This is a genomic window from Chryseotalea sanaruensis, assembly GCF_003990915.1.
GTDB classification, from domain to species: domain Bacteria; phylum Bacteroidota; class Bacteroidia; order Cytophagales; family Cyclobacteriaceae; genus Chryseotalea; species Chryseotalea sanaruensis.
Genome location: NZ_BHXQ01000005.1, coordinates 385,385 through 411,457, shown reverse-complemented (window position 1 = coordinate 411,457; position 26,073 = coordinate 385,385). Strand labels below are relative to the sequence as shown.

20 protein-coding genes and 1 tRNA gene are annotated in these 26,073 nt (G+C 38.5%); 10 read left to right on the top strand and 11 right to left on the bottom strand.

What is annotated here, in order from left to right:
• Nucleotides 1–4: 4 nt before the first annotated feature.
• Together rlmD and SanaruYs_RS15015 are read right to left on the bottom strand one after the other, a co-directional pair.
• Nucleotides 5–1,450 (bottom strand): 23S rRNA (uracil(1939)-C(5))-methyltransferase RlmD, encoded by a 1,446-nt coding sequence (gene rlmD, locus SanaruYs_RS15020; RefSeq protein WP_127123405.1) that lies wholly within the window; start codon nucleotides 1,448–1,450, stop codon nucleotides 5–7.
• Between the two features lie 34 nt (nucleotides 1,451–1,484).
• Nucleotides 1,485–2,207: an SH3 domain-containing protein gene (locus tag SanaruYs_RS15015; protein ID WP_160118678.1), complete on the bottom strand. Its 723-nt coding sequence runs from the start codon at nucleotides 2,205–2,207 to the stop codon at nucleotides 1,485–1,487.
• A gap of 129 nt (nucleotides 2,208–2,336) precedes the next feature.
• Here SanaruYs_RS15015 and SanaruYs_RS15010 point away from each other — a divergent pair.
• From SanaruYs_RS15010 to SanaruYs_RS15000, 3 genes are all read left to right on the top strand, one after another.
• Nucleotides 2,337–2,409: transfer RNA gene (locus tag SanaruYs_RS15010), tRNA-Lys, on the top strand.
• Between the two features lie 135 nt (nucleotides 2,410–2,544).
• Complete coding sequence (locus SanaruYs_RS15005; protein WP_127123403.1) at nucleotides 2,545–3,921, top strand: phage integrase SAM-like domain-containing protein; 1,377 nt, start codon at nucleotides 2,545–2,547, stop codon at nucleotides 3,919–3,921.
• A 215-nt stretch (nucleotides 3,922–4,136) separates the two neighbouring features.
• Nucleotides 4,137–4,745 (top strand): Cthe_2314 family HEPN domain-containing protein, encoded by a 609-nt coding sequence (locus SanaruYs_RS15000; RefSeq protein WP_127123402.1) that lies wholly within the window; start codon nucleotides 4,137–4,139, stop codon nucleotides 4,743–4,745.
• Nucleotides 4,746–4,747: 2 nt separating this feature from the next.
• Here SanaruYs_RS15000 and SanaruYs_RS20250 read toward each other — a convergent pair whose 3' ends face one another.
• Nucleotides 4,748–5,179 carry a helix-turn-helix domain-containing protein gene (locus SanaruYs_RS20250; RefSeq protein ID WP_218022444.1) on the bottom strand — a complete coding sequence of 144 codons (432 nt, stop codon included), beginning with the start codon at nucleotides 5,177–5,179 and terminating at the stop codon, nucleotides 4,748–4,750.
• A 600-nt stretch (nucleotides 5,180–5,779) separates the two neighbouring features.
• Here SanaruYs_RS20250 and SanaruYs_RS14990 point away from each other — a divergent pair.
• From SanaruYs_RS14990 to SanaruYs_RS14960, 7 genes are all read left to right on the top strand, one after another.
• Nucleotides 5,780–6,091: a hypothetical protein gene (locus SanaruYs_RS14990; RefSeq protein WP_127123401.1), complete on the top strand. Its 312-nt coding sequence runs from the start codon at nucleotides 5,780–5,782 to the stop codon at nucleotides 6,089–6,091.
• An 8-nt stretch (nucleotides 6,092–6,099) separates the two neighbouring features.
• Nucleotides 6,100–7,710 (top strand): NADH-quinone oxidoreductase subunit L, encoded by a 1,611-nt coding sequence (locus SanaruYs_RS14985; RefSeq protein ID WP_127123400.1) that lies wholly within the window; start codon nucleotides 6,100–6,102, stop codon nucleotides 7,708–7,710.
• A gap of 37 nt (nucleotides 7,711–7,747) precedes the next feature.
• Nucleotides 7,748–10,249, top strand: a complete 2,502-nt coding sequence (locus SanaruYs_RS14980) for a YbcC family protein (RefSeq protein ID WP_127123399.1) — start codon at nucleotides 7,748–7,750, stop codon at nucleotides 10,247–10,249.
• Nucleotides 10,250–10,670: 421 nt separating this feature from the next.
• On the top strand, nucleotides 10,671–11,090 hold the full coding sequence (locus SanaruYs_RS14975) for a hypothetical protein (RefSeq protein WP_127123398.1): 420 nt from the start codon (nucleotides 10,671–10,673) through the stop codon (nucleotides 11,088–11,090).
• Between the two features lie 108 nt (nucleotides 11,091–11,198).
• Nucleotides 11,199–12,284, top strand: a complete 1,086-nt coding sequence (locus SanaruYs_RS14970; RefSeq protein WP_127123397.1) for an efflux RND transporter periplasmic adaptor subunit — start codon at nucleotides 11,199–11,201, stop codon at nucleotides 12,282–12,284.
• Between the two features lie 30 nt (nucleotides 12,285–12,314).
• Nucleotides 12,315–15,548 (top strand): efflux RND transporter permease subunit, encoded by a 3,234-nt coding sequence (locus tag SanaruYs_RS14965; RefSeq protein ID WP_127123396.1) that lies wholly within the window; start codon nucleotides 12,315–12,317, stop codon nucleotides 15,546–15,548.
• A 2-nt stretch (nucleotides 15,549–15,550) separates the two neighbouring features.
• Nucleotides 15,551–16,981 carry a TolC family protein gene (locus tag SanaruYs_RS14960; protein WP_127123395.1) on the top strand — a complete coding sequence of 477 codons (1,431 nt, stop codon included), beginning with the start codon at nucleotides 15,551–15,553 and terminating at the stop codon, nucleotides 16,979–16,981.
• Between the two features lie 426 nt (nucleotides 16,982–17,407).
• Here the strand turns inward: SanaruYs_RS14960 and SanaruYs_RS14955 are convergent, their stop codons facing one another.
• From SanaruYs_RS14955 to SanaruYs_RS14920, 8 genes are all read right to left on the bottom strand, one after another.
• On the bottom strand, nucleotides 17,408–19,789 hold the full coding sequence (locus SanaruYs_RS14955) for a TonB-dependent receptor (RefSeq protein ID WP_127123394.1): 2,382 nt from the start codon (nucleotides 19,787–19,789) through the stop codon (nucleotides 17,408–17,410).
• A gap of 216 nt (nucleotides 19,790–20,005) precedes the next feature.
• A complete protein-coding gene (locus SanaruYs_RS14950) occupies nucleotides 20,006–20,512 on the bottom strand; it encodes a hypothetical protein (RefSeq protein WP_127123393.1) in 507 nt (168 codons plus the stop codon).
• A 416-nt stretch (nucleotides 20,513–20,928) separates the two neighbouring features.
• Nucleotides 20,929–21,171: a hypothetical protein gene (locus tag SanaruYs_RS14945; protein ID WP_127123392.1), complete on the bottom strand. Its 243-nt coding sequence runs from the start codon at nucleotides 21,169–21,171 to the stop codon at nucleotides 20,929–20,931.
• A 121-nt stretch (nucleotides 21,172–21,292) separates the two neighbouring features.
• Nucleotides 21,293–22,084 carry a phosphatase PAP2 family protein gene (locus SanaruYs_RS14940; protein ID WP_218022443.1) on the bottom strand — a complete coding sequence of 264 codons (792 nt, stop codon included), beginning with the start codon at nucleotides 22,082–22,084 and terminating at the stop codon, nucleotides 21,293–21,295.
• 179 nt (nucleotides 22,085–22,263) lie between these two features.
• Nucleotides 22,264–22,716, bottom strand: coding sequence for a PepSY-like domain-containing protein (locus SanaruYs_RS14935; RefSeq protein ID WP_160118677.1), 453 nt, complete (start codon nucleotides 22,714–22,716; stop codon nucleotides 22,264–22,266).
• Between the two features lie 85 nt (nucleotides 22,717–22,801).
• Nucleotides 22,802–23,182, bottom strand: a complete 381-nt coding sequence (locus SanaruYs_RS14930) for a YkvA family protein (RefSeq protein WP_127123390.1) — start codon at nucleotides 23,180–23,182, stop codon at nucleotides 22,802–22,804.
• A gap of 25 nt (nucleotides 23,183–23,207) precedes the next feature.
• Entirely contained in the window at nucleotides 23,208–23,630 is a 423-nt protein-coding gene (locus tag SanaruYs_RS14925) for an EamA family transporter (protein WP_127123389.1), read from the bottom strand.
• A 27-nt stretch (nucleotides 23,631–23,657) separates the two neighbouring features.
• On the bottom strand, nucleotides 23,658–26,066 hold the full coding sequence (locus SanaruYs_RS14920; protein WP_127123388.1) for a TonB-dependent receptor: 2,409 nt from the start codon (nucleotides 26,064–26,066) through the stop codon (nucleotides 23,658–23,660).
• Between the last annotated feature and the right edge of the window lie 7 nt (nucleotides 26,067–26,073).

Genomic DNA, 26,073 nt, shown 5'->3' with positions numbered 1-26,073 from the left:
ATTTTTAGCGCAGAATCATACTCACCACATTTTCTACATGGGTGGTGTGGGGAAACATATCAACTGGTTGAATATCTACTACTTCATACTTCTGCGACAGGATTTTTAAATCCCGCGCTTGTGTGGCCGGATTACAGCTCACATAAACAATCTTTTTAGGTGCAGCTTGTAATAACATGTTACAAACATCTTCATGCATACCAGCACGTGGCGGGTCGGTAATGATTACATCAGGTCGGCCATGTTCATTCAAAAAAGATTCGTTCAACAAATCCTTCATATCGCCTGCGTAAAAATCAGTATTGCTGATACCATTTAATGATGCATTAATTTTAGCATCGTCAATAGCTGCTTTCACATACTCCAGTCCTACTACCTTTTTAGCATTTGCCGCAACAAAACTTGCAATGGTACCTGTGCCTGTGTATAAATCGTACACCAGTTCATCTCCTTTCAGGTCGGCCATCTTCCAGGCTACTTCATATAAGGTATAAGCTTGTTTAGAATTAGTTTGATAAAAAGATTTAGGCCCTACTCTGAATTTCAACACACCACTTCCGTCAGGTTTCTGCATCTCTTCAGTGATGTAAGGCAAACCCTTCCAACAAACGATTGTAAGATCGTGAAAGGTGTCATTTCGCTTTGCATTGATTACATAATTGAGCGAAGTGACTTGCGGAAAATGATCTGCAATGCCTTGCAGTATTTTCTCATGCCACTCAGGTTTATCGCTGGTGACTTGTAATATCACCATCATCTCGCCACTGGATGCTGTGCGCAACGTAATGGTGCGCAGATAGCCTGTCTGTTTACGCAGATCAAAAAATTCCATCTGATTTTCAAGGGCAATTTTCTTCACCAATAAACGAATGGCATTTGATGGTTCTGGTTGCAGGAAACATTCTTCTACATCAAATACTTTATCGAAAAACGAAGGCAAATGATAGCCTAGCGCTGGCTCGAAAGGTAGTATGTCATCAGGTGTAAGTGCTTGTTTTGCTTTTCTTTCCTCCAACTGATCTCTGGTCAACCAGCGTTGTGCTGAGAAAGTATAGTCGAGCTTATTTCTATAGTGCTTTATATCAGCAGAAGGGATAATGCTTCTGATATTTTTTACAGAAACACCACCAATTCTTTCCAAATTATCAACAACCTGCTGCTGTTTATACTGAAGTTGTTGCTCGTAATTAAGGTGTTGCCACTTACAACCTCCACACATGCCAAAGTGCTTGCAGAAAGGATCTGTTCTATGAGAAGAAAATTTAGTGATGGCAACTGCTTTGCCTTCTAAAAAATTACTTTTAATACGTGTAAGCTGCACATCTACGGTATCGCCAGGGGCGGCACCTTCAATAAATAAAACACGGCCTTCCTCTAATCGCGACAGGCATTTGCCTTCAGCGGCCATGGTTTCTACTACTATATCTGCTAAAATATCACCCTTTTTCATCTGGGTGCAAATTACGATAGATGGTGATATACCTTTATAAGGTAAGGAGCATTAGTTTTTCTTGTTTAACGTATACCGTTTGTCCATCTAAACGAGCCTCCAGCCAAACATCTTTTTTACCGGTAATCGTAAGCTTATGTCCGGCATCAACAATATCAATCAGATCTGATCCTGCTGAAGGGCCGCTCATCAGGTAGGTATTGGGTTGTGCAATAATTGCAGTCTCCTCTTTACTGATGCCGAAAAAACCATTGAGTATAAACACAATGCACAGCAGAACTGCAATAACAGGCCCTACAGGGCGCTTGGTTTTTCGCTTGGCGCGTGCTAACCAGGCCATACTGAGCATGAGTAAGCCTGCCAACACAAAAATTATTTGCTTTACATTCTCTTGAATCATCATAATAATCTGCCCGACAACTCCCGCATCCTCATATCCGCGGAGGTTATGTTTTACTGCCAGTTCTGCGATTTTATCTAATGCAGAAGCATCGTTGGTTGATAGAAAATAGAGATTAAGAAAATATTGTGTCTTGGCAATATTGCCCAAGCCTTCATGTATGTAGGCCATTTTCAGCAACATAGCTGGTGTGTACTCATTATTTTGAAGTACACCTTCATACTTACTGAGGGCTTGCGTATAGCGTTTGGCTTCAAAAAGAGAATCAGCAGTATATAAGCGATATTGCGATACTTGCGCAAAGAGTGGTGTGAATGAGAAAAAAGACAAGAAAATAAGTACAATAAATTTTCGCATTCGCTTTTGCATATTTTTTTAATCCTGTTACCTTTGTGCCCTCAATTACGGAAATGCTGTTTATAATGGCAAATTCGCTAGTCGAGAAAATAGAAGGTTGTCTTTACCAGAGGGCAATATAAAATTGAAGATTCCGTAGCTCAGCTGGTAGAGCAATACACTTTTAATGTATGGGTCCTGGGTTCGAATCCCAGCGGGATCACTAAGAGCTAGAAATAGCTCTTTTTTTATGTCTCATTATCAGTGAGTTGCACGTTTAGTGGCAACATCTTTAAAATTCAGTGGCAATCTGGTGGCAAAATTGCTAGCTTAAAGAAGGAATAAACTTTAAGCGGCAATGTATCTCTATACTCAGATCCAATTCGTAAAGCGAAAAGATCACAATGATGTGATTGTCTATTATTCTAAGAACGGAGAAAAGTTCAGGCGCTCAACAGGAGTTAGAGTTCTTTCAAAAAATATCACTTCTAAAGGTGCGATCTCAACCAATCATCCAGGCTACGAAGAAGACTTAAAAAAAATAAAATCTCTTCAAGATCGTGTTGAGGACATAGTAATTTCCTTCAAGGATAAGTATGGAGAAAAACCTTCTGTTGAGTGGCTCGAAAAGCAGTTCGACAAACCGTTAATTGATGCGCGAAAAGATTTGGATTATGCGCTTTGCTATTGGAAAGAATTTATTGCAGAAAAGGAACAAACTACCCGTAACCCAGGAACGATTAAAAGATACAACAATCTTGAGGGGACACTAAACAAGTTCGTAGAGAAAAGAAACTATATTGTTTCATTCGACTTGCTCGATCAGAAATTCTTCAATGATTTCTTAGCTTATATGGTCAACGAACACGAGTACGTTCGTAACCACCATTTGACTAGAGCAGAACACGGACTTAAACCTGAAATAGGCCTCGCGAACGAGACCGCGATCAAGCGTTTAAAAGATTTCACAGAATACCTTAAGTATTGCTTAGTTGAGCATGATATAAAGATTAACCTTGAGAAGATAAAAAAATTCATCAAGCTTGCACGACATAAGCAAGAGGTAAGACCGTTGAGTAAAACACAGAAATGGGAGCTTACTCTTACATCAGATGAAATTCAGTTTGTTGTTAATCTCGATCACTTTGAACCAGACTTCTGGGAATCTCTCTCTGAGAACCAAAAACGTTATTTGGATATTTTAATATTCATGTGTCTTCAAGGAACAGCACCCATTGACACAAAGCAGATAAAGAAATCAGATATTCGAAATGGAAAGATTGTTAAAGAGCGAAGTAAATCTGGAAATGAATTCAAAGTTGATCTTGATCCAATAGCAGAACAAATCTTGGTACGGAACAATTTTAATATGGACTTTACAGATCAAACCGTTAACGGAGAACTGAAACATATTTTTGTTACAATCTTTGAGTTGTACCGAAAACGCTTCGACAAAAAGCATGATGAACATTTTGAAATACTTTGTACTCAGAAAATAAGGAAAGGAGAAAGGGAAATACTTAAGATTCAGCACCGAGGATTGTTTGTTGAACTTATGACTGGTAGAAGGTCATTCCTGACCAACCTTGGAGAAAAGGCAGACGAACTTGGTATAAAAGAATTAATGAGCCAGGCTGGACACACAGTAATCGGAACGACACTTGGCTATATTCATGAAAGACAACAATCAAAGAAAAGTAAGGGTGGATTGTTTGGGATTTTTAAGATAAAATAGTTTTAGTAATATTTATAAACCTCATAGCAAATATGATTTCTGACAAAACTTTAATTGATCTTCAATATCAGAAATTACAGGGCATTTATCAGCTGAATAACATGGTCTGCCTTTCGGATAATGAATATCAGTACAAAACGATCAATGTGATGAATCAGCCTGATGCAAATTTTGTCCACCCTTAGTGGAATAGTTACAAGAATTTGCGTGATATAGTGAACTGCAATCAGGACATTAAATACTTTACTGGAAATCTTTTTCTACTCCTTCCATACATAAACAATCCTCTGCGAGAATTAGATACTACTACATTCAGTTTTACGTTTGCGCATTATCATCAGAACCTTTACGATCATCGGTATTGCACTTATGTAAGCTGCTGTTTTGAAAAAACGTATAATTACTGGGACCGCATTGGCGATTTACTGTATTCGTTCTACCCATCGTTAATAGCAAATATTCGAAGTGTAGATTTTGTACGAATTGTCGATGCTATATATAGCATTGGAGAGAGAGACCCCAATTTTTTATGGTTGTATAATTATCGTCTTAATCAGTACGACCAACTTAATTCATACCGAAGAAATATTGTGCATTACTATCAATATGAAACTACCTATCATGATGATTTTATTCGTAATACAAGTAGCATTCCCGGATTGACCGCAATCTGGGATGAAAAGAGTCGTATGCCTACTTTTTTTAGGGAACACTTGGAATTCGCATGTGATGGTTGTGAGCAAGCTTATCTTTATCTCTACAAAGTAATTAACTACAGGAACGTAAATGGAAACCCTAATATTCCTACACCTGTTCAACCGTAATATCATTTCGCAATCGATTTCCAACTAAATTTCTTCGTCTGTTTTATCTTCGTGAAGGCGTTCAAGGCAGAGCTGCTAATTCTTTTTACTCCTCCAATCTCAACGGTTTCTAAACCATCAATAATCCAGTTAGTCACTGTCCTGATACTCACTCTATATTTTGCAGCAATATCCTGTTTAGTATAAAATTCGACTTCTGTATTCTCAGAGCTGAACTTGTGCTTACAAATTATATGATTTTGCTTAAGATAAAGGGAAAGAGAAGTTATATGATTTTGAAGGACAGCTAGTATTCTATCAAGTTCTTGGATCGCCAAATTCTTATCGGCCTTACGTTTTAAGTAGTCGTTTATATAATTATCAAAATCTGATATATCCATAGATTTTGGCAATTCAAGTAACTCCTCAAATTTTTTCTCTTCGCTCCCTTCCATGCGCTTAATAGATTTTCTATTGCGGTTTTTCCTTGAATCTTGCTCGTTTCGAACGTGCTGAAGAAATTGTGCCTTTATGATTGTTTTGTCTCTCACTCGTTCAAATATAGAGTAAGGAGAAAGTGAGGGTTAATGTATGTAAAAGCTTATTAATGATTTTGAATGATTTCAATAAATTATTAATGATTATACCTAGAAATGTCTGACCGAAACTTCTTCTAAGGACTAGGTATTCCAATTAGATGTCCCCGGGTTAGGTTAAAGTTAAATTAGGGATAAAACATCATTAAATAACATTGAAGTAAAATGCAGAAGTTGAATTCTTATGAAGAATAAAGCCTGAATGCAATTGTACCACCTAGATCGGGTGGTGATTAGAAGTAGCTTCTTTTTAGGGGTTGCCTAACCTTATCACTAATGTTTTTTGCTTTGTGTATTGAACGTTCGGCCGCTTTTTGATACCTCCCTTTTCAGATATTTTGAGGAATATCCTCAACTGACTTAATACGAGTTACATAAATAAATTTTATGTAACTCATATTAAGTATTAATAAAAATATATGAATTTGATCAATAAAATTTGTGGCGTAATTCATAGCCATGAAAGCATCTTATTCTCAAGAAAAATTAGAAATCGTAAAAGGTGATTTTGAACTCATTACAGGCAAATTCTCCCCGGATGATGCCCTGGACATTCTGAGTAATCTGATCCAAAAAAAGATTAATTATCATAACCTTAGAAGTTTTAGCCATTCTGAAAGATTTGGTCTAAATGACGTGTGGTCAGAGTCCCGGATCGAGGAGCTAAGGAAATGTTTAGAATCGATTCAAGACATTATAGTAAAAGCCAGAGAACAAGGCGTTTATCTCAATATAAAGTCAAACATTTCTATTGAAGTTCTACCATCATAATATATACTATGAACTATTTATATACGTATAAAGAAATTATTTCACTTATCTTATTGATTTCACCTATTGCTTTTTTGGGTACGTCATTGGTATCCTGGTTTCAGCCTGGGCTACGACCGCATTTCGTAAAAAGATTAGCAACAAGTTCCGTATTGGTAAGCATCTTTTTAGCCGCGATTTGCGGCTTTTTCGTGTTCAGACAAGGAATGTTAGAATCCCCTTTCTGGGGTCTTTATGGAATTGGTTTTAGTATCCGTCTGGATGCATTGAGCCTACTGATGTTCACAATGATATCAATCATTGGATTTGTTGTAGTTAAATTCAGTAATAATTATCTTGATGGCGATGCTAATCAAGGCCGGTTCATTGGAAGATTAGCAGCAACCCTTGCATCTGTGCAACTGCTGGTTGTATCCGGCAATCTCGGAATACTTCTAATCTCTTGGATATTTACAAGTATTTCTCTTCACCGACTCCTTGTATTCTATTCCGACAGACCTGGTGCAATAGTAGCCGCAAGAAAAAAATTTATTGTTGCCCGACTAGCAGATGCTTGTCTTTTAATAGCTTTTGGAATCCTCTATTTCCAATTCAACACTGGTAACTTTGAATCCATCTTTAGACAAATCGACTCAGGTGCAATTTCATCCAGCCTGGAACTCGCAGCAATACTAATAGCACTTGCTGCCTTTTTAAAGTCGGCTCAGTTCCCAACGCATGGGTGGTTAATAGAAGTAATGGAAACTCCTACTCCTGTATCTGCACTATTACATGCCGGATTATTAAATGCCGGCCCCTTCCTGCTCATCAGAATGGCGCACTTAATGGAAGTAAGTAGCTATGCACCAGTTTTGATTATAATAGTTGGTGGATTCACGGCACTCTTTGCTTCTTCTGCTTTCCTTACGCAGACATCAATCAAAACATCACTGGGTTACTCAAGCGTGGCTCATATGGGTTTTAGCCTATTGGTTTGTGGTGTTGGCGCGTATTCAGTTGCCTTGCTTCATTTGGTTGCGCATTCATTCTACAAAGCGCATGCTTTTCTTTCATCCGGAAGTATCATAGAGGTAATGAGAATCTCAAAAATAAAAAGCAGCAAAAGAACAGGCAGTATAATAAAAATTATTTTGAGTATTATACTCGCCACCTTCCTCTTCACTGTAATTGCATTCGTTTGGGGTGTTGACCTGACAAAAGACATTTCTCTTTTACTTGTTGGCGGAGTTATCGTGATGGGACTTTCTACTTTATTCGCAACAGCCATGGATAGCAATGAAAGCAATTTTACAGCGTTATTTCGAACTTCGATTCTGGCAAGCATTGTAACGGTTTCGTTCTTAACACTCGAATCAGGATCAAGTCTTCTACTTAAATCACAATTACCACAAACGAGTGGGATAAGTTCACTTGAGATAACCATGTTTATTATCTTGTTGATTGCCTTTGGCGCTGCAGCTATTATTCAAATACTGGCACCTGCCTTATCAGTTAAACCATCTTATCGCAGGATCGCCATCCATTTGAGAAATGGCTTTTATGCCAATGCCATTTTCGATCGCATAACTAACGCGTTAAACGTTGAAGGTAAAAAAGACATTATCTCAAAAAATTATTAAAAAGGATTGATAAAGCAAAATCTAAATACACCTCAAAATGATTGAATCTAATATTGCCGAAGCTATACAAACTCAATCTCGAGTATCAAAAAAGCCAGAGACGCTTGTAGCCAAATTGAAAGGAGCGACAAAGAAAATTGCTCCTGTGTGGCCGCTTGAAAATTTTGTTGCAGTTAATCCATATCTTGGCCTTACAAACAAAAGTTTTGAAATTGCAGCGAAGGATTTAGCAGCAGCTGGTGCTGTTCAAATGACATTACCTTTATCTTTCTACCTGAAAAAAGTAAAGGAGGGTAAATTAAAAGTTGAACATATTACCACCGCACTAAAGAAACGACAGAAAAATACAAATGCAAGTCAGTTTATCAGTAATCTTGAAAATACGTCAAGTGATGCTGATAGTATAGAGACGATCTCAACATTAGTCGATGTAGTAAGTAAAGTCACTGGTAAGGACTGGAAGCGTTTTATGGTTGCGAGAGTTTCAAATTTCGCAGCCTCCTATTTTGATAAAGGACAAGCCAGTTGGAAAGCAACGAATCAAGAAAAAGGGATATTTGCCGCCTGGAAGGAAGAAGCAATGGTTGATCTTACACCTGATGTAAGTGGACTGAAAGGTTTTAGAAAAAATGCTGAAATTTTACCGGCTGATCCTATAGAAGCTGCACAATTTGCCATCGAAAAATTGAGGATACCAGAGGCAGGCATGGATATCTACTTGCACAGATTGCTCCTCACCGTTGGTGGATGGTCTGCCTTTGCAGCAAGGCTTGATTGGGATAGCGAACTTTATGGAGGCAAGGATGGAAAACTGATTGAATTCCTGACTGTTCTGCTTTGCTGGGAGGCTTGCTTGTTGGAAAGTATCGCGCATGTTCAGCTTGAGCCACAGTGGACTGAAGCCCTCAATAAACTTTCAATCCTTTATACTCAGGACGAGTTGAACAAACAGCTTAATCAAAAGCTTATCTTACAGGATGCTTTCGACCTTTCAGTGCAAGAAAGTATAATTGGTAAATTTCAAGGACACCAAACTGTATCAGCAAAAACGAAATCTCAAGCTAGCGCACAGGCAATATTTTGTATCGATGTTCGCTCTGAGGTTTTTCGCAGAAACCTGGAGAATGCAGACAATGCGATTGAAACACTCGGCTTTGCAGGCTTTTTTGCTTTTCCAATAAAATATATTCCTTTAGGACATGAAGAAGGCGAGTCTCAATGTCCTGTCTTGTTAAAAACTGGCCCAACTATATTGGAGGAAATACCCAACGAAAAGCGTAACAGGCAAGTTCTAAGAAGCCGTTTACTCAACCAACAAGTTCATCAAATTTGGAAATCATTTAAGACAGGAGCTGTAACATGCTTTAGCTTTGTCAGCCCGATTGGTTTGTCATACCTCCCAAAACTTATTTCCGATAGTTTCGGACTCACCCGACCAGTTCCACATCCTGACAGCGCGGGCTTAACCGCTAAATATTCAAAAATAAAGAGTGTGAGTCTTGAAATAAATCATTATCATCAAGAAACAGTGGGAATTCCACTTGATCAACAGATACAAATGGCAAAGAATGCATTGAGTGCCATGTCACTGACTTGCAACTTTGCAAAACTTGTTTTAATTGTCGGACATGGCTCCTCTATGGTAAACAATCCGCATGCAACGGGTTATGATTGTGGTGCATGTGGTGGTCATACCGGTGAAGCTAATGCCAAGGTAGCAGCAGCCATTCTGAATAGTAGAGAAGTCAGGGCTGGCCTTCTGAAAGAAAACATTTTTATACCTATAGAAACTATTTTTCTAGCATGCTTGCACAACACGACCACGGATGAGGTGACGATTTATAATGAGAACGATGTTCCAGCTGATAGAGTACAGGAATTAAATCAACTCAAACATTCATTAATAAGAGCAGGACAGACTTCAAGAGCAGAACGAATAACGAGATTAAATCCAAAAAAAGTTTCAAATATTGATAAGGCCATTCTGCAGCGCAGTAAGGATTGGTCGCAGACCCGACCTGAATGGGGACTTGCAGCATGCTCCGCGTTTGTAGTAGCACCACGCGATTTTACAAGAGGAATTGATTTTGGTGGTAGTTCATTCTTGCACAGCTATGACTGGCAAATGGATCAAAACTTTTCTGTACTTGAATTGATTATGACAGCCCCCATGATCGTAACGAGTTGGATTAACCTTCAGTATTATGCATCGACTGTTGACAACCGTGTTTTTGGATCAGGAAATAAAACGCTGCATAATGTAACAGCTGGAGTAGGCGTGCTCGAAGGTTTCTCGGGTGACCTCAGAGTGGGATTGCCCTGGCAAGCGATTCATGATGGTGAAAACTACCAACATGAACCAGTCAGACTTAATGTTATTATAAATGCACCATTATATGCCATGAATGCAATATTGGAGAAACATAAATCTGTAAGGGTATTATGTGATAATAATTGGATTCATTTACTGGCAATGGATGATCATGGAAATGTCTCACACAGATATAATGGCAACTTAGATTGGGAAGAAATATCATAGAATGAAAATGAAGTAATGAGGCGCTGATCAGGTCTGAAGATAAAAGCATGAAGTTGAAATTCTTGAGCAGCTTTACCTGAGTTTATTAATTTTGACTTAAATTTTTTTTATAGGAAAATGATTTATTGGACATTGCCAAAGGAAGTGGGGTTCCAGCGTGCTAGTGGCGATTCTCAACCTATGAGTAGGGTGATTTTCTAATGTGTCAAAAAAATATTATTATATTCGGACCGTTAGGCCTTATTTTTATTTTCTAATCGCAGAAAACTAAGTTTTAGGGTTACTTTTATTGCTAAATTTCCATCTAAACGAAAAATGCTTAATACGGGCAAAATATTAGTTGAACTAATAAGTATCATCTAGTGTTCGTTTTCAACGAGTTGGGCAAATGATTATAACCATTAAGTAAGAAGATTAATTTATGAGTATACGCCAGCATATCCCAATTACTAAAGTTGCCTTGGTAATGGTTCTTTTCTGGGCGATATGTTGTGCGGCCATTACAACCGTTGCTTCAACCTCTGCTTACCTGGCAACAGATTCTCATGGTTTACTAAACTTTTATGCAAAAGCTGATAATAATGCAGAACTTAATAAGGACTCTTACTATTTAATCCCGTCTGATGGCTTTTCTGTTGAACTACAAAGTGAAGCAGAACTTCTTTTTGAAGAAGAGGATTCAAACGAAGAGGATAACACTTCCGCCTCAACTTTATCAGATCATTTAGGCAACTTCAATTCTAAAAAACTCGCATCTGGTTATCAGGCTCTTTATTTTGAATCAGTTAGTCTCATCCAATTGTATATTCTCTACCAATCTTTGAGAATTTTTATTGCCTAATTATTCTATTCTCTACACCTCATTTCAGAGGAGTACACATACATCAAGATCCTGATTCCGGGATCCTAATTCCATATTTAAATTTCACTACAGTTATTCTGAGAAAGAATGAAAACGATCATTTTTATAGTACTGCTGTCAACTATTATCTTATCCGGTTGTATCCACAAAGAACATATTCAGCATGAAGAAGCTATTTTTAAAATAACCAAAGTTATCCAGCGAGATACAACACTTAACCAAACTTATGTCTGCCAGATTCGCTCCATCCAGCATATTGAAATGAGGGCACTGGAGAAAGGCTATCTTCAAAAGGTTTTTGTTGATGAAGGAAAAAAGGTTAAAAAGGGTCAGTTATTATTTCAGATTCTTCCCATCGTATATCAGGCAGAAGCCCAACGAGCAAAAGCAGAAGTAAGTTTTGCTGAAATCGAGTATCAAAATACTAAAGCCCTGGCCGATAGTAATGTCGTTTCTAAAAATGAATTAGCACTAGCAAAGGCAACACTTGATAAGGAAAAGGCCGATTATCAACTTGCAAAGGCTCATTTAAGCTTTACTGAAATACGGGCTCCCTTTGATGGTATCGTGGGGCGTTTTAATGATGTGAGAGTAGGAAGCCTTCTTGATGAAGGGGAACTGCTTACCACCCTTTCTGATAATAAAAAGATGTGGGTTTATTTCAACGTTCCAGAATCGGAATATATAGATTATATGAATAATCGAAATACGGAAGTAGCTGCTCGTGTCACATTGCAAATGGCTAATAACGAAATGTTTAAGCAAGAAGGAGTTATCGAAACGATTGAAGCAGATTTTAATAATGAAACAGGTAACATAGCATTTCGTGCTGCCTTTGAGAACCCTACTGGAATTTTAAGGCATGGTGAAACTGGCAATATTTTTATGCACAAGCCTTTAAAGGGTGCAATCCTTATTCCACAAGCTGCCACTTTTGAAGTACTAGATAAAAAGTTCGTGTATGCAGTAGACAGTAATGATGTAGTGCATGCGCAAGAAATAACAATACGGAATGAAATGCCTCATATCTATGAAGTAACAGAAGGATTAAATCCTGGTGATAAGATTCTGATAGAAGGGATTCGGAAAGTAAAGAATGGTGACAAGATTCACTATACTGAGAAAGCTTTCGATAGCATTCTTCGTGAACTCACTAGTCTCAAAGCTGAATAAACAAGGTAAGAACCTTTAAACAAATCTATCATGTTTAGTAAATTTATTCAAAGACCAGTTCTGGCTATTTCTATTTCATTAGCTATAGTTTTTTTGGGAATACTAGCCATAAGGACAAGACCGATTTCACAGTTTCCGGATATCGCTCCTCCAAGGGTGAATATCTTTATTGCGTATCCTGGTGCGAGTGCGCAAATATTAGTTGAATCAACTTTGATTCCATTGGAGAGAGCCATTAATGGTGTGCAAGGTATGCTTTACCTTACTTCTGATGCGACCAGCGCAGGTGAAGCAACCATACAGATTGTATTTGAGCCAGGCACCGATCCCAATGCTGCTGTTGTTAATGTTAAAACCCGTGTAGATGCCATCATGAACAACCTACCGCCACTAGTTCAGCGCGAGGGTTTGATCATTACCCCCATTCAGCCCAGTATGTTGATGTATGTTAATCTTTATAGCACAGATAAGAAGGCTGATGAGAAATTTTTATACAACTACGCAAACGTTCATATCATTCCTGAATTACAGAGAATTAAAGGGATGGGTAGAGCACAAATTCTCGGTAGTCGCACATTTGCTATGCGCATATGGTTAAAGCCTGATCGAATGCGGGCCTACAATATAGCAACCGAAGAGGTAATGAAGGCGATGGAAGAACAGAGTATTATTGGAAGACCAGGGCGCCTTGGACAAGCTTCTGGTAAAAAAGCACAGTCCCTTGAATTTACGCTTTCTTATAAAGGTCGCTTTAATAAGCCTGAGGAGTATGGTGACATTATTATCAGGGCTAATGCCGAAGGTGAGATTCTAAAACTAAAAGATATTGCCGAGGTAGAATTGGGTAGTGAGTTTTTTGATATTTATTCGAATAAGGATGGTTATGCTTCTGCCTCTATTGTACTCAAACAAAATTTTGGCACTAATGCCAGCGAAGTTATAGAAAAGACAAAGGAGAAACTAAATGAATTGAAGAGAGATTTTCCTCCGGGAATGGACTTTGAAATCAATTATGATGTGTCCAAGTTTGTGAATGCCTCTATCGATAAAGTCATTCATACACTGATAGAGGCATTTATTCTCGTAGCCTTGGTAGTATTCCTTTTCCTGGGCGATTGGCGCTCTACCTTAATCCCAATTATTGCTGTTCCTGTTTCGCTCATTGGCGCTTTTGTTTTTATGCAAATGCTCGGCCTGACCATTAATCTAATAACCTTATTTGCACTGGTATTGGCCATTGGTATTGTAGTAGATGATGCAATTGTTGTGGTAGAAGCTGTACATGCTAAGATGGAAGAGACCAACCTCTCACCCTTTAATGCAGTAAAATTGGTTTTGGGCGAAATTAGTGGTGCTGTAATTGCCATTACTTTAATTATGACAGCAGTGTTTGTGCCTGTCGCTTTTATGACTGGACCAGTAGGGGTTTTCTATCGACAGTTTTCTATTACGATGGCGAGCGCAATTATCCTTTCGGGTGTTGTAGCACTAACCTTAACGCCTGTGCTTTGTGCTATGATTTTGAAAAATAATCATGGGAAACCTAAAAAAAGAACACCGATAAAAATATTTTTAGATTGGTTTAATAAGAATTTTGAAAGATTAACTGGTCGTTATGTACAACTGCTGCAACGAATAGTGAATAGAAGGTTAGTTACCTTTGGTTTACTTGCCCTATTTGCTTTTGGAATATTCGGTATTGATAGCCAACTACCTTCTGGTTTTATTCCGAATGAAGATCAGGGACAAATTTATGTAATCATACAAACACCTCCTGGTAGTACTTTAGAACGTACCAATGATGTTTCAAGACAGCTACAGGCCATTGCTGAAGAAATTGAAGACATACAGTCTGTAACATCTTTGGCAGGCTATGAAATTCTTACCGAAGGAAGAGGATCCAATGCAGGTACTTGTCTAATCAATCTTAAAGACTGGGATGAACGTGAACATTCAGTGAAAGAAGTAATTGAAGAATTAGAAGAAAAAACCAAAAATTTAGGCGCGGTAGTTGAGTATTTTGAGCCACCTGCAGTGCCTGGCTATGGATCTTCCGATGGTTTTTCTTTGCGCTTGCTTGACAAAAATAGCACTATCGACTATCAGGAATTTGATGCAGTAAATATTGAGTTTATGGAAGCGCTGAAAAAGCGCAAAGAGCTTACTGGTTTATTTACCTTTTATGCTGCTAATTATCCTCAATATGAGCTTGTCATCGATAACGAAAAAGCGATGCAAAAAGGTGTTTCTATTGGTACAGCCATGGAGAACCTAAACATCCTTATCGGTAGTACTTATGAGCAAGGCTTTACACGCTTTAATACATTTTTTAAAGTATATACCCAGGCAGCGCCTGAATACAGGAGACTACCTTCTGATGTATTAAATCTGTTTGTAAAGAATGATCGGGATGAGATGGTGCCTTATTCTTCTTTCATGACATTGGTTAAGAAACAAGGGCCTAATGAAATTACTCGTTTTAATTTGTACACATCCTCTTCCATCCGTGGACTTCCTGGGGCTGGTTATACTACTGGTGATGCTATCAAAGCTATTAGAGAAGTAGCAGCAGCAACATTACCAAACGGTTACGATATTGCCTGGGAGGGCCTTTCTTACGATGAAGCAAACAGGGGCAATGAGGCTCTGTATATTTTTATTATTGTTATCATTTTTGTGTACCTGGTACTAGCCTCACAGTATGAAAGTTTTATTATACCCATGGCTGTATTACTTTCTTTGCCTGCTGGAATTTTCGGGGCTTTTCTGCTGCTGAAGAGCATGGGCCTTGCTAACGATATTTATGCACAAATAGGATTGATTATGCTCGTTGGTTTATTAGGTAAAAATGCTGTGCTAATAGTAGAATTTGCCGTGCAAAAACACAATCAGGGAACCAGTATTTTAAATGCAGCTATTGAAGGGGCACGTGTACGTTTCAGGCCTATTCTGATGACATCTTTTGCTTTCATCGCAGGATTAATTCCCTTGGTGAGAGCTACTGGTGCGGGAGCCATTGGCAATCGTACCATCGGGTCTTCTGCATTAGGGGGTATGTTGCTAGGAACGCTCTTTGGAGTAATTATAGTGCCAGGACTCTACTATGTATTTGCAAAAATTGCGGAAGGTAGGAAGTTGATTCAGGATGAGGATGCTGAACCATTAACTGAAAATATTGTGGAAGAAAATTCGGAAGCATCTATTCTCAAACGATTTAAAAAACTTGGCCTGTTTAAAAGTGTAGGCAAACGTAAAGGAAATTAGAAATGAAAAATAGTTTAATAGATAAAGTTTTATGTCTGCTCCTGTTATCATTTGTGCTCATGTCTTGCAGCGCATTAAAATCAACTGATAAAGTTGAAAGCAGAAGATTGCCTAATCGCTTTTATAATTCGACAGACACCAGCAATGTGGCTTCTATCAATTGGAGGACCTACTTTGACGATCCGCATTTGATCGCCTTAATCGATACGGCTCTGAAGAATAATCAAGAGTTAAATATTTTTCTTCAGGAGCTGCAAATGCGTAAGAATGAAATAAGGGCTAGAAAAGGTGAGTATTTGCCCTTTGTTAATGGAGTGGCTGGCGCAGGCGTTGATAAAGCAGGTCGCTATACAAGAATGGGTGCTGTAGAAAGTCAACTATCGGTAAAACCTGGTGTTCCTTTTCCTGATCCTGTGCAAGATTACTTACTAGGGGCCCAAGCTACATGGGAAGTTGACATTTGGAAAAAACTACGCAATGCTAAAAAGGCAGCAGTGATGAGCTATTTGAGTAGCGTTGAAGGAAGGAATCTGATGGTGACCCAGCTCATTGCCGAAATTGCTGATGCTTACTACGAGATAATGGCTATGGATAATTTGTTAGAGATAACTTCAAAAAGCATAGAAATACAATCAAGTGCTTTATCGGTTGTTCGACAGCAAAAAGATGCAGCACGCGTAACCCAGTTGGCAGTCAATCGCTTTGAAGCACAATTATTGAATACTCAAAATCTTCAAAATGAAATTAAGCAACAACTTGTAGAAACGGAGAATCGAATTCGTTTTCTTACTGGCAGTTTTGAAGCACCTGTTATAAGAAATTCGGTAAGTTATTTAAGGATAGAAGTGGATTCAATCAGCTCTGGTATTCCCTCAGCTTTACTTAGTAATCGTCCGGACATAAGACAGGCAGAATATGAATTGGAGGCAAGTAAACTTAATGTAAAAATAGCAAGAGCTAATTTTTATCCATCATTTGGGATTAGGGCAGGAGTAGGCTTCCAGTCTTTTAATACGGCTTATTTAATAAGCCCTGAGGCCATTATGTACAATCTAGCAGGGGATCTGGTGGCCCCTTTGATAAACCGGAATGCAATTAAGGCAGCCTATAGTACCGCCAATGCCAGACAGATTCAAGCTGCCTATACTTACGAGCAGGTAATTTTAAACGCCTACCTCGATGTTCTTAACCAGCTTTCAAAGATTGAGAACTATAGAAATAGTTTCGATATGAAAAATAAGGAGGCAACCATATTAAGTGGCTCTGTTACAATTGCTAATAATCTTTTCAATTCTGCGCGAGCCGATTATGGAGAAGTATTATTGACACAGCGCGAAGCCTTGGAATCAAGGATGGAATTGATAGAAATAAAGAATAAGCAATTAAGCGCTAAGGTAAACATATATCGCGCACTAGGTGGTGGATGGCGCTAGCCTGCTTTCTTTGCCAAGTGATATGTAATGAAAACGGTTTCATAGTCCTTTTCTTAGGATTATGAAACCTTTTTCGTGATACGTGTAGCTTAGTATGAGACCTTTAGAAGCAGACATTTAATATTGTAGTAATTACAGCCTGAGCAGCGGTGAATCGCTTTCTGATTTTTATACATATTTTATGCTAGTTTTGTTCAAACTTTAGGTTTATACAATCATTACAGTAATCATCTCGTATAAGTACAATTCCTGTACTTACTCCTCTACTAGAGCTTACGCAGCCAGTTCAATATTTTTATTGTCATTATTATTTTGTAGGAAGATTATCCAGGACTAAAGCGTAAAACCAGCATGATTATCGATGGTTTATTCTTCATATTTTAATTCAAAAGGCGATCACTTAAGTGATCACCTTTTGAATTGATTTTAAAATATATATTTAACGTTAATACCAGAAAAGTAGTTGATATTGTTAGGACCAGGTATAAATGCATCAGGCAACTGATTTACAAATACCATTTGATAATACTGCTCACTTAACATATTGTTTACACCAAAGTAAGCATCGGCATCGAAGTGTTTGCCAAAATTTTTGTGATAGCCTACTTTTGCATTCAATAATGAATAACTGTTTGCTATGTTTAACCCATCAGGTGTTAATGGCATTTTATCACGATACATATAAATCATATTTGCATATAAACCAGTGTTAGAAACAAAATCAACACCTCCATTGAATACCACTGGTGGAACACCTGCTACAGCTTTTCCTGAATAATCAGCCGGAGGTACAGAGATATTATTTTGGAACGTGAAATCGTTATACACAAAATCCGAATATGTAAAATTTACAAATGGGCGAAGTAGTTTCGTAAAACCTGTATTTGAACTAATCGCATTGTATTTAAACATTGCCTCTACTCCTTCATTGAGTAAGCTACCGCTATTTACTACATATGAATATAGTGTGGCTGTTCCTTCAGTATTAGGCACTCCTACCAGCGTCATCTTGTTTGAGAATTTCGAATTGAAGTAGACTAATTCATACAGCAACTTGTCATTGAGAATGGTACCCTTTGTTCCTATTTCAAATTGCATTCCCTTTTCAGGCATGAGATCGATGTTAGCTCTTCCAGCAAGAGGTGTATAAATGTTGGAAGCCACGGGAGCTTTATAACCAACGCTATAAGAGGCGTACACGGATACTTGCTTGTTTACAATCTTATTCAAGGCTACGCGGGGGGAGGTAAGATTGTTATAAGAAGTTTTATACAATCGCGGCACTGTAGGGTCGGCCACATTGTTGGCATCTATGTACAGTTTATCCTGAATTTCAATGTTCATTGAGCTTAAACCAAGTCCTGCTGTAAGCGAAATATTATGTGGCATTGACAACGTCCATTGTGTAAAAAGCGAATTAGTTCCTGTAATTTGTGTTTGATTGCTGCGCATCGCACCTATGATATTATATCCGTTTGGATCTGAGTTGTTGGTAGTCATGCTATAGGCAATTACTTGCGCAAGTTGCTTTTGCATTTCTACACCCGTTACCCCTGAGAGTTTTAAATGTTGGTTGAGACTGAATTTTGTATCGAACACCGAGCGCAAACCAGCATTCACAGGTGCTTTGTCTGTCCATCCACCTGCAGAACTTGCATTGCTGTTGATACCGGTGCCAAACACGGAAGTTTGATTCGATATAGATTCAGAGAATTGATACGCATGACCTAAGCCAGCACGAAAACTGATTACATTGGAATGCGCATCGTTCTTAATATAAGCCTGGTTTCCACTGTAGTCGAGGTTGTTGTATTGATCAATGGTAAGCTCACCGTTGCGTTCGTCATAACTATTGTTATAACTGAAGTAAGTAGTCACAGATTGCTTGTCACTAGGTTTATAGTCACCCATTACGTTCACAAAAGTTTTGTCGGAGGCAGTGTGCTCCATAAAGCCTTTATAGTGTTGACTCCCATAGTTAATCAGTAATGATCCTTTTTGGCCGCCTACCTGAATGTTGGTGTTGAAGCGACCCAAGCCGTAACTTCCCATCATTATTTCCTGTCCTACTGTAACTCTCCCTGGGGTTGCCTGCAATCTTTGAAGATTGACAACACCGGCTATCGCGAGTCCATATAAGGACCCTGCAGGGCCTTTCAGAATCTCCACGTTGCCAATAGAACCAAAATCGATGTCATCCATCAGGGTAATACCTTCCGCATCGGTAATAGGAATGCCATTGAGGTAGGCCTTAATACCTTGCTGATCGAAATTGCTGTTAATACCGCGGGGACCAGGACCCCCGCCACCATAACCACGTATATTAATTTGCTGCCCCCCACTAATACTTCTTCTTTGCATACTTACTCCTGGCACGTTGGCATTGATCGCATCATCAAGGAACAGGCCGGTAGAACGTTTGATTTCAGTAAGGCCAAGCTTATTGATGGTTGCCGGCTGTGACAAGATCGAGCGATTAAATTCAGAAGAGGCTGTGATTTCGACTTCGCGCAAAAAGTGGCTTGATGGATTTAGTGCAATGATAATTTCCGCTTGGCAATCTGCGATGGTTTGGCGGGCAATTTCATAGCCTACAAAAGACACTATCAATTCTGCATCATTTTCACAGGCAATAGTGAATGAGCCGTTATTATCCGTTACAGTTCCCTTTCCAGCAAGCAGCACATTGGCTCCGGGCAGGGCTGTATTGGTCGACTTGTCAAATACTTTACCTTTTAAAATATCCTGTGCCAGTAAGGTCGCTGAAAGCAGGAAGAGTATAATAGAAGTAAGTACTACTTTCTTCATAAAAGTGTGTTTTAATAATTGAAAAAAACTCAATAGAAATAGTGATGACGTGCTGGCATGAATACGCTGAAGGTTTATTCATGCACGTCAAAAAATAGGCAATAGACAATGCACGCAAAGGCTAAGTAAAAAGCCATTAGGTTGCAGTCTGTAAACTTTTGGTTTAAGCTTTTATCTATGCCTAGGTATGTTGCGGGATTTATAAATCCGAAGGAATCAACTTCTTGGCGGGGGTACGTCTATTGAACTGATAAAGAAAAATTCATTTATGTGATAATGTGTATGATGAATTATGAGGCTGGTAATAACGTTACTCCATGAGAGTCCGCTTTTAATAAACTTTAATAGAATAAGCTTCATCAATTGCTTAGGTACCGGCTTTTTATCTTTGTCCACTCGTGAGGTAATTTCTGAAAGCAAGGTGAGAAGACTATCTTCTGCCTCATCGTGAAGTGCATATACGTGAACCCTGTCGACTATAACTTCCGTACGGGCGATGTCGTACATTTTACCACCTACTTTGATTTCATGACTATTTACTTTCGCTTTTTCGAATTCAGCTTCTGTAAAAATGAATTTTGTCAACTCCTCATCCTGTAGTTGTTTCAATTGCTGGTGCATTTCATGACGCAGGGTGATGAGGCGTGAAGCGAAATATACATAGCAACCCAATACCTGGATTAGGATGACAGCAAGGAAGAAAAGGGTGGTAAGTCGCTTCACTATATTTAAAAATAATGAAAAATTCCTTTCGGATACGGAAAATTACGTCAATGGTGACTGAATGAAATTTAGGGTTTCTAATCTATAAGGAAGCTAGTACTACCATGTGGCGTAATGAGTCTAAATAAGATTAGATATGCTTTGTTTCTTATAGATTTCATAGGTACTACATTATTAAAAGCAGTCTAAAACTCTCTTCTGCCTGAAGATTCACCTTGAGGATGTGGAATGAGAGATGAGACTCTTTAACTTCAATGTAATGGATTCCAGGGTTATGTCGGTGGTAGATATTAGTGCACTCATTTAATTGACTCTTTTCGAGTGGGTATTAACCGCGTTTAAAATGCTTGCGGTCAAATACATCTTTCGTACATAACAAATTACTACCAAAACTGATTAGCTATAAAGACTCACTTTCATTGATACTTGTAAGTAAGCGATAGCCCTTGAGAACTGTCAACCTTTTTAATCCAATTCTGGAAGGTCAACCAACTCACGCCATACATTTGTGCTAACTGCTTGTGGTTAAGGGGTCTTAAAATAAACACCTCCTCTTTTTTAGTCTCGCTTACCTCCTTCACTTTCATTTCTTCTGTTTTGGGAGCAATATCGACAACAACAAAAAGCACCCTTAAAGTTTTTAAAGGATTGTGAAACATTGTGAATGATTATAAATGAATTCATTTCAACAAATCAATAACGGCCAATTTAGAATGGATGCAATTGAGTTGAAATAGGGTTGAACTAAAGTTGAAATAAGTTGAAAAGAGTTAAAACAAGTTACCTAAAGCGGTGCACAACACTTACCATTCCAGTTTGCCCGTCATAAGAAGGAACAATCAGGGTTTGACCTGCGCTTTTCTTCTTACCCCACTTGTATTGATGAGTGAGGTAAACAATGTTTGTTGAAAATATTCCGATACCTGCACCTACTAACACATCTGACACCCAATGGCGATTGTTCATCATCCGCATGGTGCCAATACCAGTGGCTACTGTATAGGCTCCGATGCTATACCAAATGCTTTTATGACCGTACTCTTTTGACATGAACGTTGCCGCTGCAAATGCTTGTGCAGTATGACCTGATGGAAAGGAGGTTGGTTGACTTGTGTCAGGACGAGGTACTGCCGTAATCCTTTTTAATGAATAAGTCAACACACCTACTAATAGTTCAGACTTTACAAGTAAAGCTGTTCTGTTTCCAAAATCATTCTTCCCTTTTATTCCAAACGCATTTAATCCATAAACAGCAACAATAGGTGTATACTGAAGATAGTCATCGGCACGGTGATGAAACTTGGGCATCCATTCCTGTCGTTCTTCATGCACCTCATACTTATTAAGTAAATCGTTGTCTGTTAATGAATATAAACCTGCTGCGGTAAACAAAAGGGGAACCGCTATCGCCTTTTGAAAGCCTCTTGATTTAAAAAATGGAGGCTTTGTTAAAGTGACACTCTGAAACGATAGTGTTTTCTCCGGATTACGTTTATTATTGAATTGTGCAGTGGCCGATAAATTTCCGATTAATAGAAGGGTTATCAGGACGCCAGGGTTCATATATTTCATAAATCAGAATTTCAACTAAAAATGCCAGCAGGAAATATTGCTCCTGCTGGCTATAATGACTGATCTTTTACCCTCCCCGTAAACTCATTTTCACAGACCTGGCCATTATGTGTTTCTGATTCAAGGTTACGAGTACATTTTGGAGAAATTCTGTAGAACAGATGGAAGCTATGTTTTAATTATTCTTTTTCTTCATCCTCCTTTGAAAGCTTTTTAAGCAATTTTCCATTGACATCGAAAATGAGATCAAAATTTTGTTTACCCTTTTCTACTTCCACCTCGTAAGTTATTTCACCCTTCGATTCAATTTTTGCGGTCTCCTCAATTTCAAACGCGACATAGTCCTTTTTCAAAAGATCATGAATCGCGGATGGAAGTTCACTTTTCTTGATTTCACGTTCAATCTCCAAAATAGAACCGGTACCGTCCAACACAACTGAAATCTCTGTTCCCTTTTGTTCAAAACTGGCCTCATAATTTGCTCCTTCTTTACTCCAGTCTACATCCCTAACTGCATAGTTTTTTTCTAGGCTGCTTTTGATATTGACTGGAACATCCTTAGTACTGATTTTTTGCGCGTTACCCTGGCTGATTGCAAGCACCATTGCGAGGGCTACTAGTATTGTTTTCATATTCATTTGATTTTGTATAATCAAACTAACGATTGCATTCTGGAGCAACTCTGGATTATTAGCTTAATGAGAAAATTTCTTATCGTTAAGTGAAGATGTATTGAATAAGATAATAAATCACTACTAACCATGCCGAAATAAAGATGACCCCTACTATCCAATTCGTTTTTTTTAGTCGGTGAGGATTAGCCTCTGCTTTCGCGATGGCTTCCAGCCAGACTTCTTTAGGGATTTGTTTTATAGAAAGAGTAATAAGAATAGGAACAATCAATAAATCATCTAACAAACCTAATACTGGTATGAAATCAGGTATCAAATCAACAGGACTTAGAAGATAGGCGAGTGTTATCCAAATCAGGATTTTTGCTATCAGGGGAGTTCGCTTGTCAGCATAAGCAAAGAGTAAAGCCTGCGCTTTTAGTTTAAGTTTTTTAGCTTCTGTTTTTAACTTTGAAAACCACGTCATACAAAAATTCAGGGTGAAAATATTTCTATTTCCAGACTAGTACCAACATTCCTGCAAGAATCAAAACACCACCCATTAAAATCTTAGGCGTAACAGGTTCCTTGAGCAATAGAAATGAAAGTAGTAGTGTTATGATAATGCTTGCCTTATCAATTGCAGCAACATATGAGACCAACCCGTCTTTCATTGCTCTGTAGTAAAAAATCCAGCTTATCGTTGTGGTTACTCCAGAGGCAATTAGAAGTGTTACTTGTAAAGTAGTCAAGTTAGCAAATTCTTTGTATTTAGCTCCTATCAAATTAATCGCAGTAATGATTACAAAAATCACTGTCGTTCTGATGCCAAGGCCAAAGTCTGCACTGATATTTTGAAGTCCGTATTTCGCCAATACTGAAGTTAAACCGGCAAAAATCATAGAGATGATGGCGTAGATAATCCAGGTTTGCATGGCTGATTGGTTTATTGATTCACAATGCTAGAACTTGTATGTATATCCGAGTCGAACAACTTGTGTTTCGTAATAATCAGTACTTACATAATTAAACCCGTCACCCTTCACTTCTCTCTTAATGCGTAGCGTGTTTGCGATGTCGGTAGCGTTCAAGAACACTTCACCCTTTCCTTTTTCCAACGACTTTTTAACGCCAAGATCAATATAGAAACGCGAATAGATTTTCCCCTGTGGTACAACATCCGGTGCCATATACACACTGGTTAACTGTACATCATACTTACCCGGAAGATGAAACAGTCCATTTAGTTTAACATTGCCAGAAAATATCTCCTGCCTCGCGGCAGAGAAAGTATTTTCCCGTGGATATAGATTGACTACACTGAAAGGTTCAATAATATTCTGGTATCCATTTAGGTTAAGACTTAAGGTTGCCCATTTTCCTGCATTTTGAGAGAGTATAACTTCAATTCCAGAAGAGTAACTACGCCCAGCATTTTGAAAAATATTATAGATCAGGGTACTGCCGGGTACAATACTGCCAATACGCGTAATGGTTGCTTCCATTCGCTTATGGTATAACGCTGAGTATAGATACCCCTCACTCCAATTAGCCTTATACCCAAGTTCGAACGAGTTGGTAAACTGTGGACGAAGACCGGGATTCCCGACTTTGATAATTTCGGCATCATCATACTTAGGGAAGATGCGTATGTCTACTTCATTCGGCCTGTCGACTCTGCGATTATAAAATACAGAAAACGTGTTGTTGTCGTTCAACTTATAAGCCAGACGAAGATTGGGAAAGGGTTGTGTGTAATTATAACCGTCACTCTTATAGGTATTGTGGTCAGGATTTACTTCATAATATATATCTACATACTCAACCCGAAGACCCGCTTCTACTTCGAAATTTTTATTCTCAAATAAGTAATTACCGTAGATAGCCGGAATAACTTCGCTGTAGTTCGCCCAACCTCCAGCATCAACATCTAAGGGAGAATTGAGTCCAGGAATAAAAAGCATGTTGGTGGGGATGTAGCGGTTCCTAAATTTAATTCCGGTTTCAAATCGTCCGTACTTAAGTGGCTGGACGTAATCAATGTTAAAATCACCAACGTGCTCATCCGAAATCAATTTGAATGAGTCCTGTCCCGTGTAAGTAGGCATGACATTCGTAAAAAAGTATTTTTCATCTTCTCTATGAAAGGTATAATTAAAGCCTACGTTTAATAGTCGTCCAGGCTGTTTGAATTTGTGCTGCCATGTTGCGATTTCTGTCACGGTCGTCTTTAATTCATCTTCCAGAAAACTCCATAGACGTAGTCGCTCGGATAAATCAGCATTAAAAAAAGGCTCGTCTCCTTCGTCAAGAATTTTTTCACTGCTGAATAAGCCTGACACCGTTATGGTATTGTTGTCGTTGATGTACCAGTCGAATCCGCCTTTTCCTGTTACGATATTAGTAGTTCTGTTTCTAACGGTCTGTTGCCGTATGGTATCTCCATTGTCATAGTACCTGTCCACAAACTCATTTTTATTTAATGTTTTTGTATAGAGGTCATCAACTTGTAGAAATAGATTTAATTTCTTCTTCCTATAGTTAATCGAAATGGATGGATTTAGTTTAGGTGTTGCCTGATACTGAGGGCGTATGTTGGGATAGCTTTCTTTCTTCACCCACAAGGCTCCCAAGCCTGCTGCCATACCCACCTTTCCATTAAAACCTTCCTGTACCTCTTTCTTGTAAATGATGTTAATGATACCAGCATTTCCATTGGCATCATACTTTGCTGAGGGATTGTTAATGACCTCAATTCGTTCAATGGCTGAGGCGGGAATATTATCCAATGCACGCTGATTGCCAAAGCCCGTTAAGGCGGTCTGCTTTCCATCGATAAGCACAACCACTTTATCGCTTCCCCTTAATCGTACCTTTCCATCATCACTTAGGGTAACTCCAGGAAGGTTTTGCATAACTTGCATGAGAGAACCACCGCTTTGATTGACGTTATCTGCTACGGAAAAGGTTTTCTTATCAAGTGTTTCAGCAACAGCATCCTGAGTGCCTGTAACAATAATCTCATCAAGGGAAGTGACGTCTTCTTCAAGTTCCATTATACCTAGGTCAAGAAACTCACTTAATCTACCAACCACTACGAAAGTCCTGTGTGTGCGATAGCCAACAAAAGAAATTTCAAGGATGTAGTTATCAGGCTTTACATTACCCAAGGTATACCTACCTTCATCGTCTGTCACGGTTCCAGACACAAAGGAGCTGTCTCGTTCAAGCTTCAAGACAACATTCACATAGGATAAATTATTCTTCGATGCCTTGTCCTTCAGAACTCCCGACAATGTAACATTCTTAACTTGGGAGAAGGAAAGGATCGAAGTTGACAATAACAGAATTAGAATATTTAATTTTTTCATGCCTTGA

Excerpts from the sequence above, each read along its gene's own strand:
- SanaruYs_RS14980 (WP_127123399.1), top strand. The coding sequence starts at position 7,748 with ATGATTGAATCTAATATTGCCGAAGCTATACAAACTCAATCTCGAGTA.
- SanaruYs_RS14935 (WP_160118677.1), bottom strand. The coding sequence starts at position 22,716 with ATGAAAACAATACTAGTAGCCCTCGCAATGGTGCTTGCAATCAGCCAG.
- SanaruYs_RS14970 (WP_127123397.1), top strand. The coding sequence starts at position 11,199 with ATGAAAACGATCATTTTTATAGTACTGCTGTCAACTATTATCTTATCC.
- SanaruYs_RS14955 (WP_127123394.1), bottom strand. The coding sequence starts at position 19,789 with ATGAAGAAAGTAGTACTTACTTCTATTATACTCTTCCTGCTTTCAGCG.
- SanaruYs_RS14965 (WP_127123396.1), top strand. The coding sequence starts at position 12,315 with ATGTTTAGTAAATTTATTCAAAGACCAGTTCTGGCTATTTCTATTTCA.
- SanaruYs_RS14925 (WP_127123389.1), bottom strand. The coding sequence starts at position 23,630 with ATGCAAACCTGGATTATCTACGCCATCATCTCTATGATTTTTGCCGGT.
- SanaruYs_RS14985 (WP_127123400.1), top strand. The coding sequence starts at position 6,100 with ATGAACTATTTATATACGTATAAAGAAATTATTTCACTTATCTTATTG.
- SanaruYs_RS14990 (WP_127123401.1), top strand. The coding sequence starts at position 5,780 with ATGAAAGCATCTTATTCTCAAGAAAAATTAGAAATCGTAAAAGGTGAT.
- SanaruYs_RS14975 (WP_127123398.1), top strand. The coding sequence starts at position 10,671 with ATGAGTATACGCCAGCATATCCCAATTACTAAAGTTGCCTTGGTAATG.
- SanaruYs_RS15005 (WP_127123403.1), top strand. The coding sequence starts at position 2,545 with ATGTATCTCTATACTCAGATCCAATTCGTAAAGCGAAAAGATCACAAT.
- rlmD (WP_127123405.1), bottom strand. The coding sequence starts at position 1,450 with ATGAAAAAGGGTGATATTTTAGCAGATATAGTAGTAGAAACCATGGCC.
- SanaruYs_RS14960 (WP_127123395.1), top strand. The coding sequence starts at position 15,551 with ATGAAAAATAGTTTAATAGATAAAGTTTTATGTCTGCTCCTGTTATCA.
- SanaruYs_RS20250 (WP_218022444.1), bottom strand. The coding sequence starts at position 5,179 with ATGGAAGGGAGCGAAGAGAAAAAATTTGAGGAGTTACTTGAATTGCCA.
- SanaruYs_RS14945 (WP_127123392.1), bottom strand. The coding sequence starts at position 21,171 with ATGTTTCACAATCCTTTAAAAACTTTAAGGGTGCTTTTTGTTGTTGTC.
- SanaruYs_RS14940 (WP_218022443.1), bottom strand. The coding sequence starts at position 22,084 with ATGAAATATATGAACCCTGGCGTCCTGATAACCCTTCTATTAATCGGA.
- SanaruYs_RS15015 (WP_160118678.1), bottom strand. The coding sequence starts at position 2,207 with ATGCGAAAATTTATTGTACTTATTTTCTTGTCTTTTTTCTCATTCACA.
- SanaruYs_RS14920 (WP_127123388.1), bottom strand. The coding sequence starts at position 26,066 with ATGAAAAAATTAAATATTCTAATTCTGTTATTGTCAACTTCGATCCTT.
- SanaruYs_RS14930 (WP_127123390.1), bottom strand. The coding sequence starts at position 23,182 with ATGACGTGGTTTTCAAAGTTAAAAACAGAAGCTAAAAAACTTAAACTA.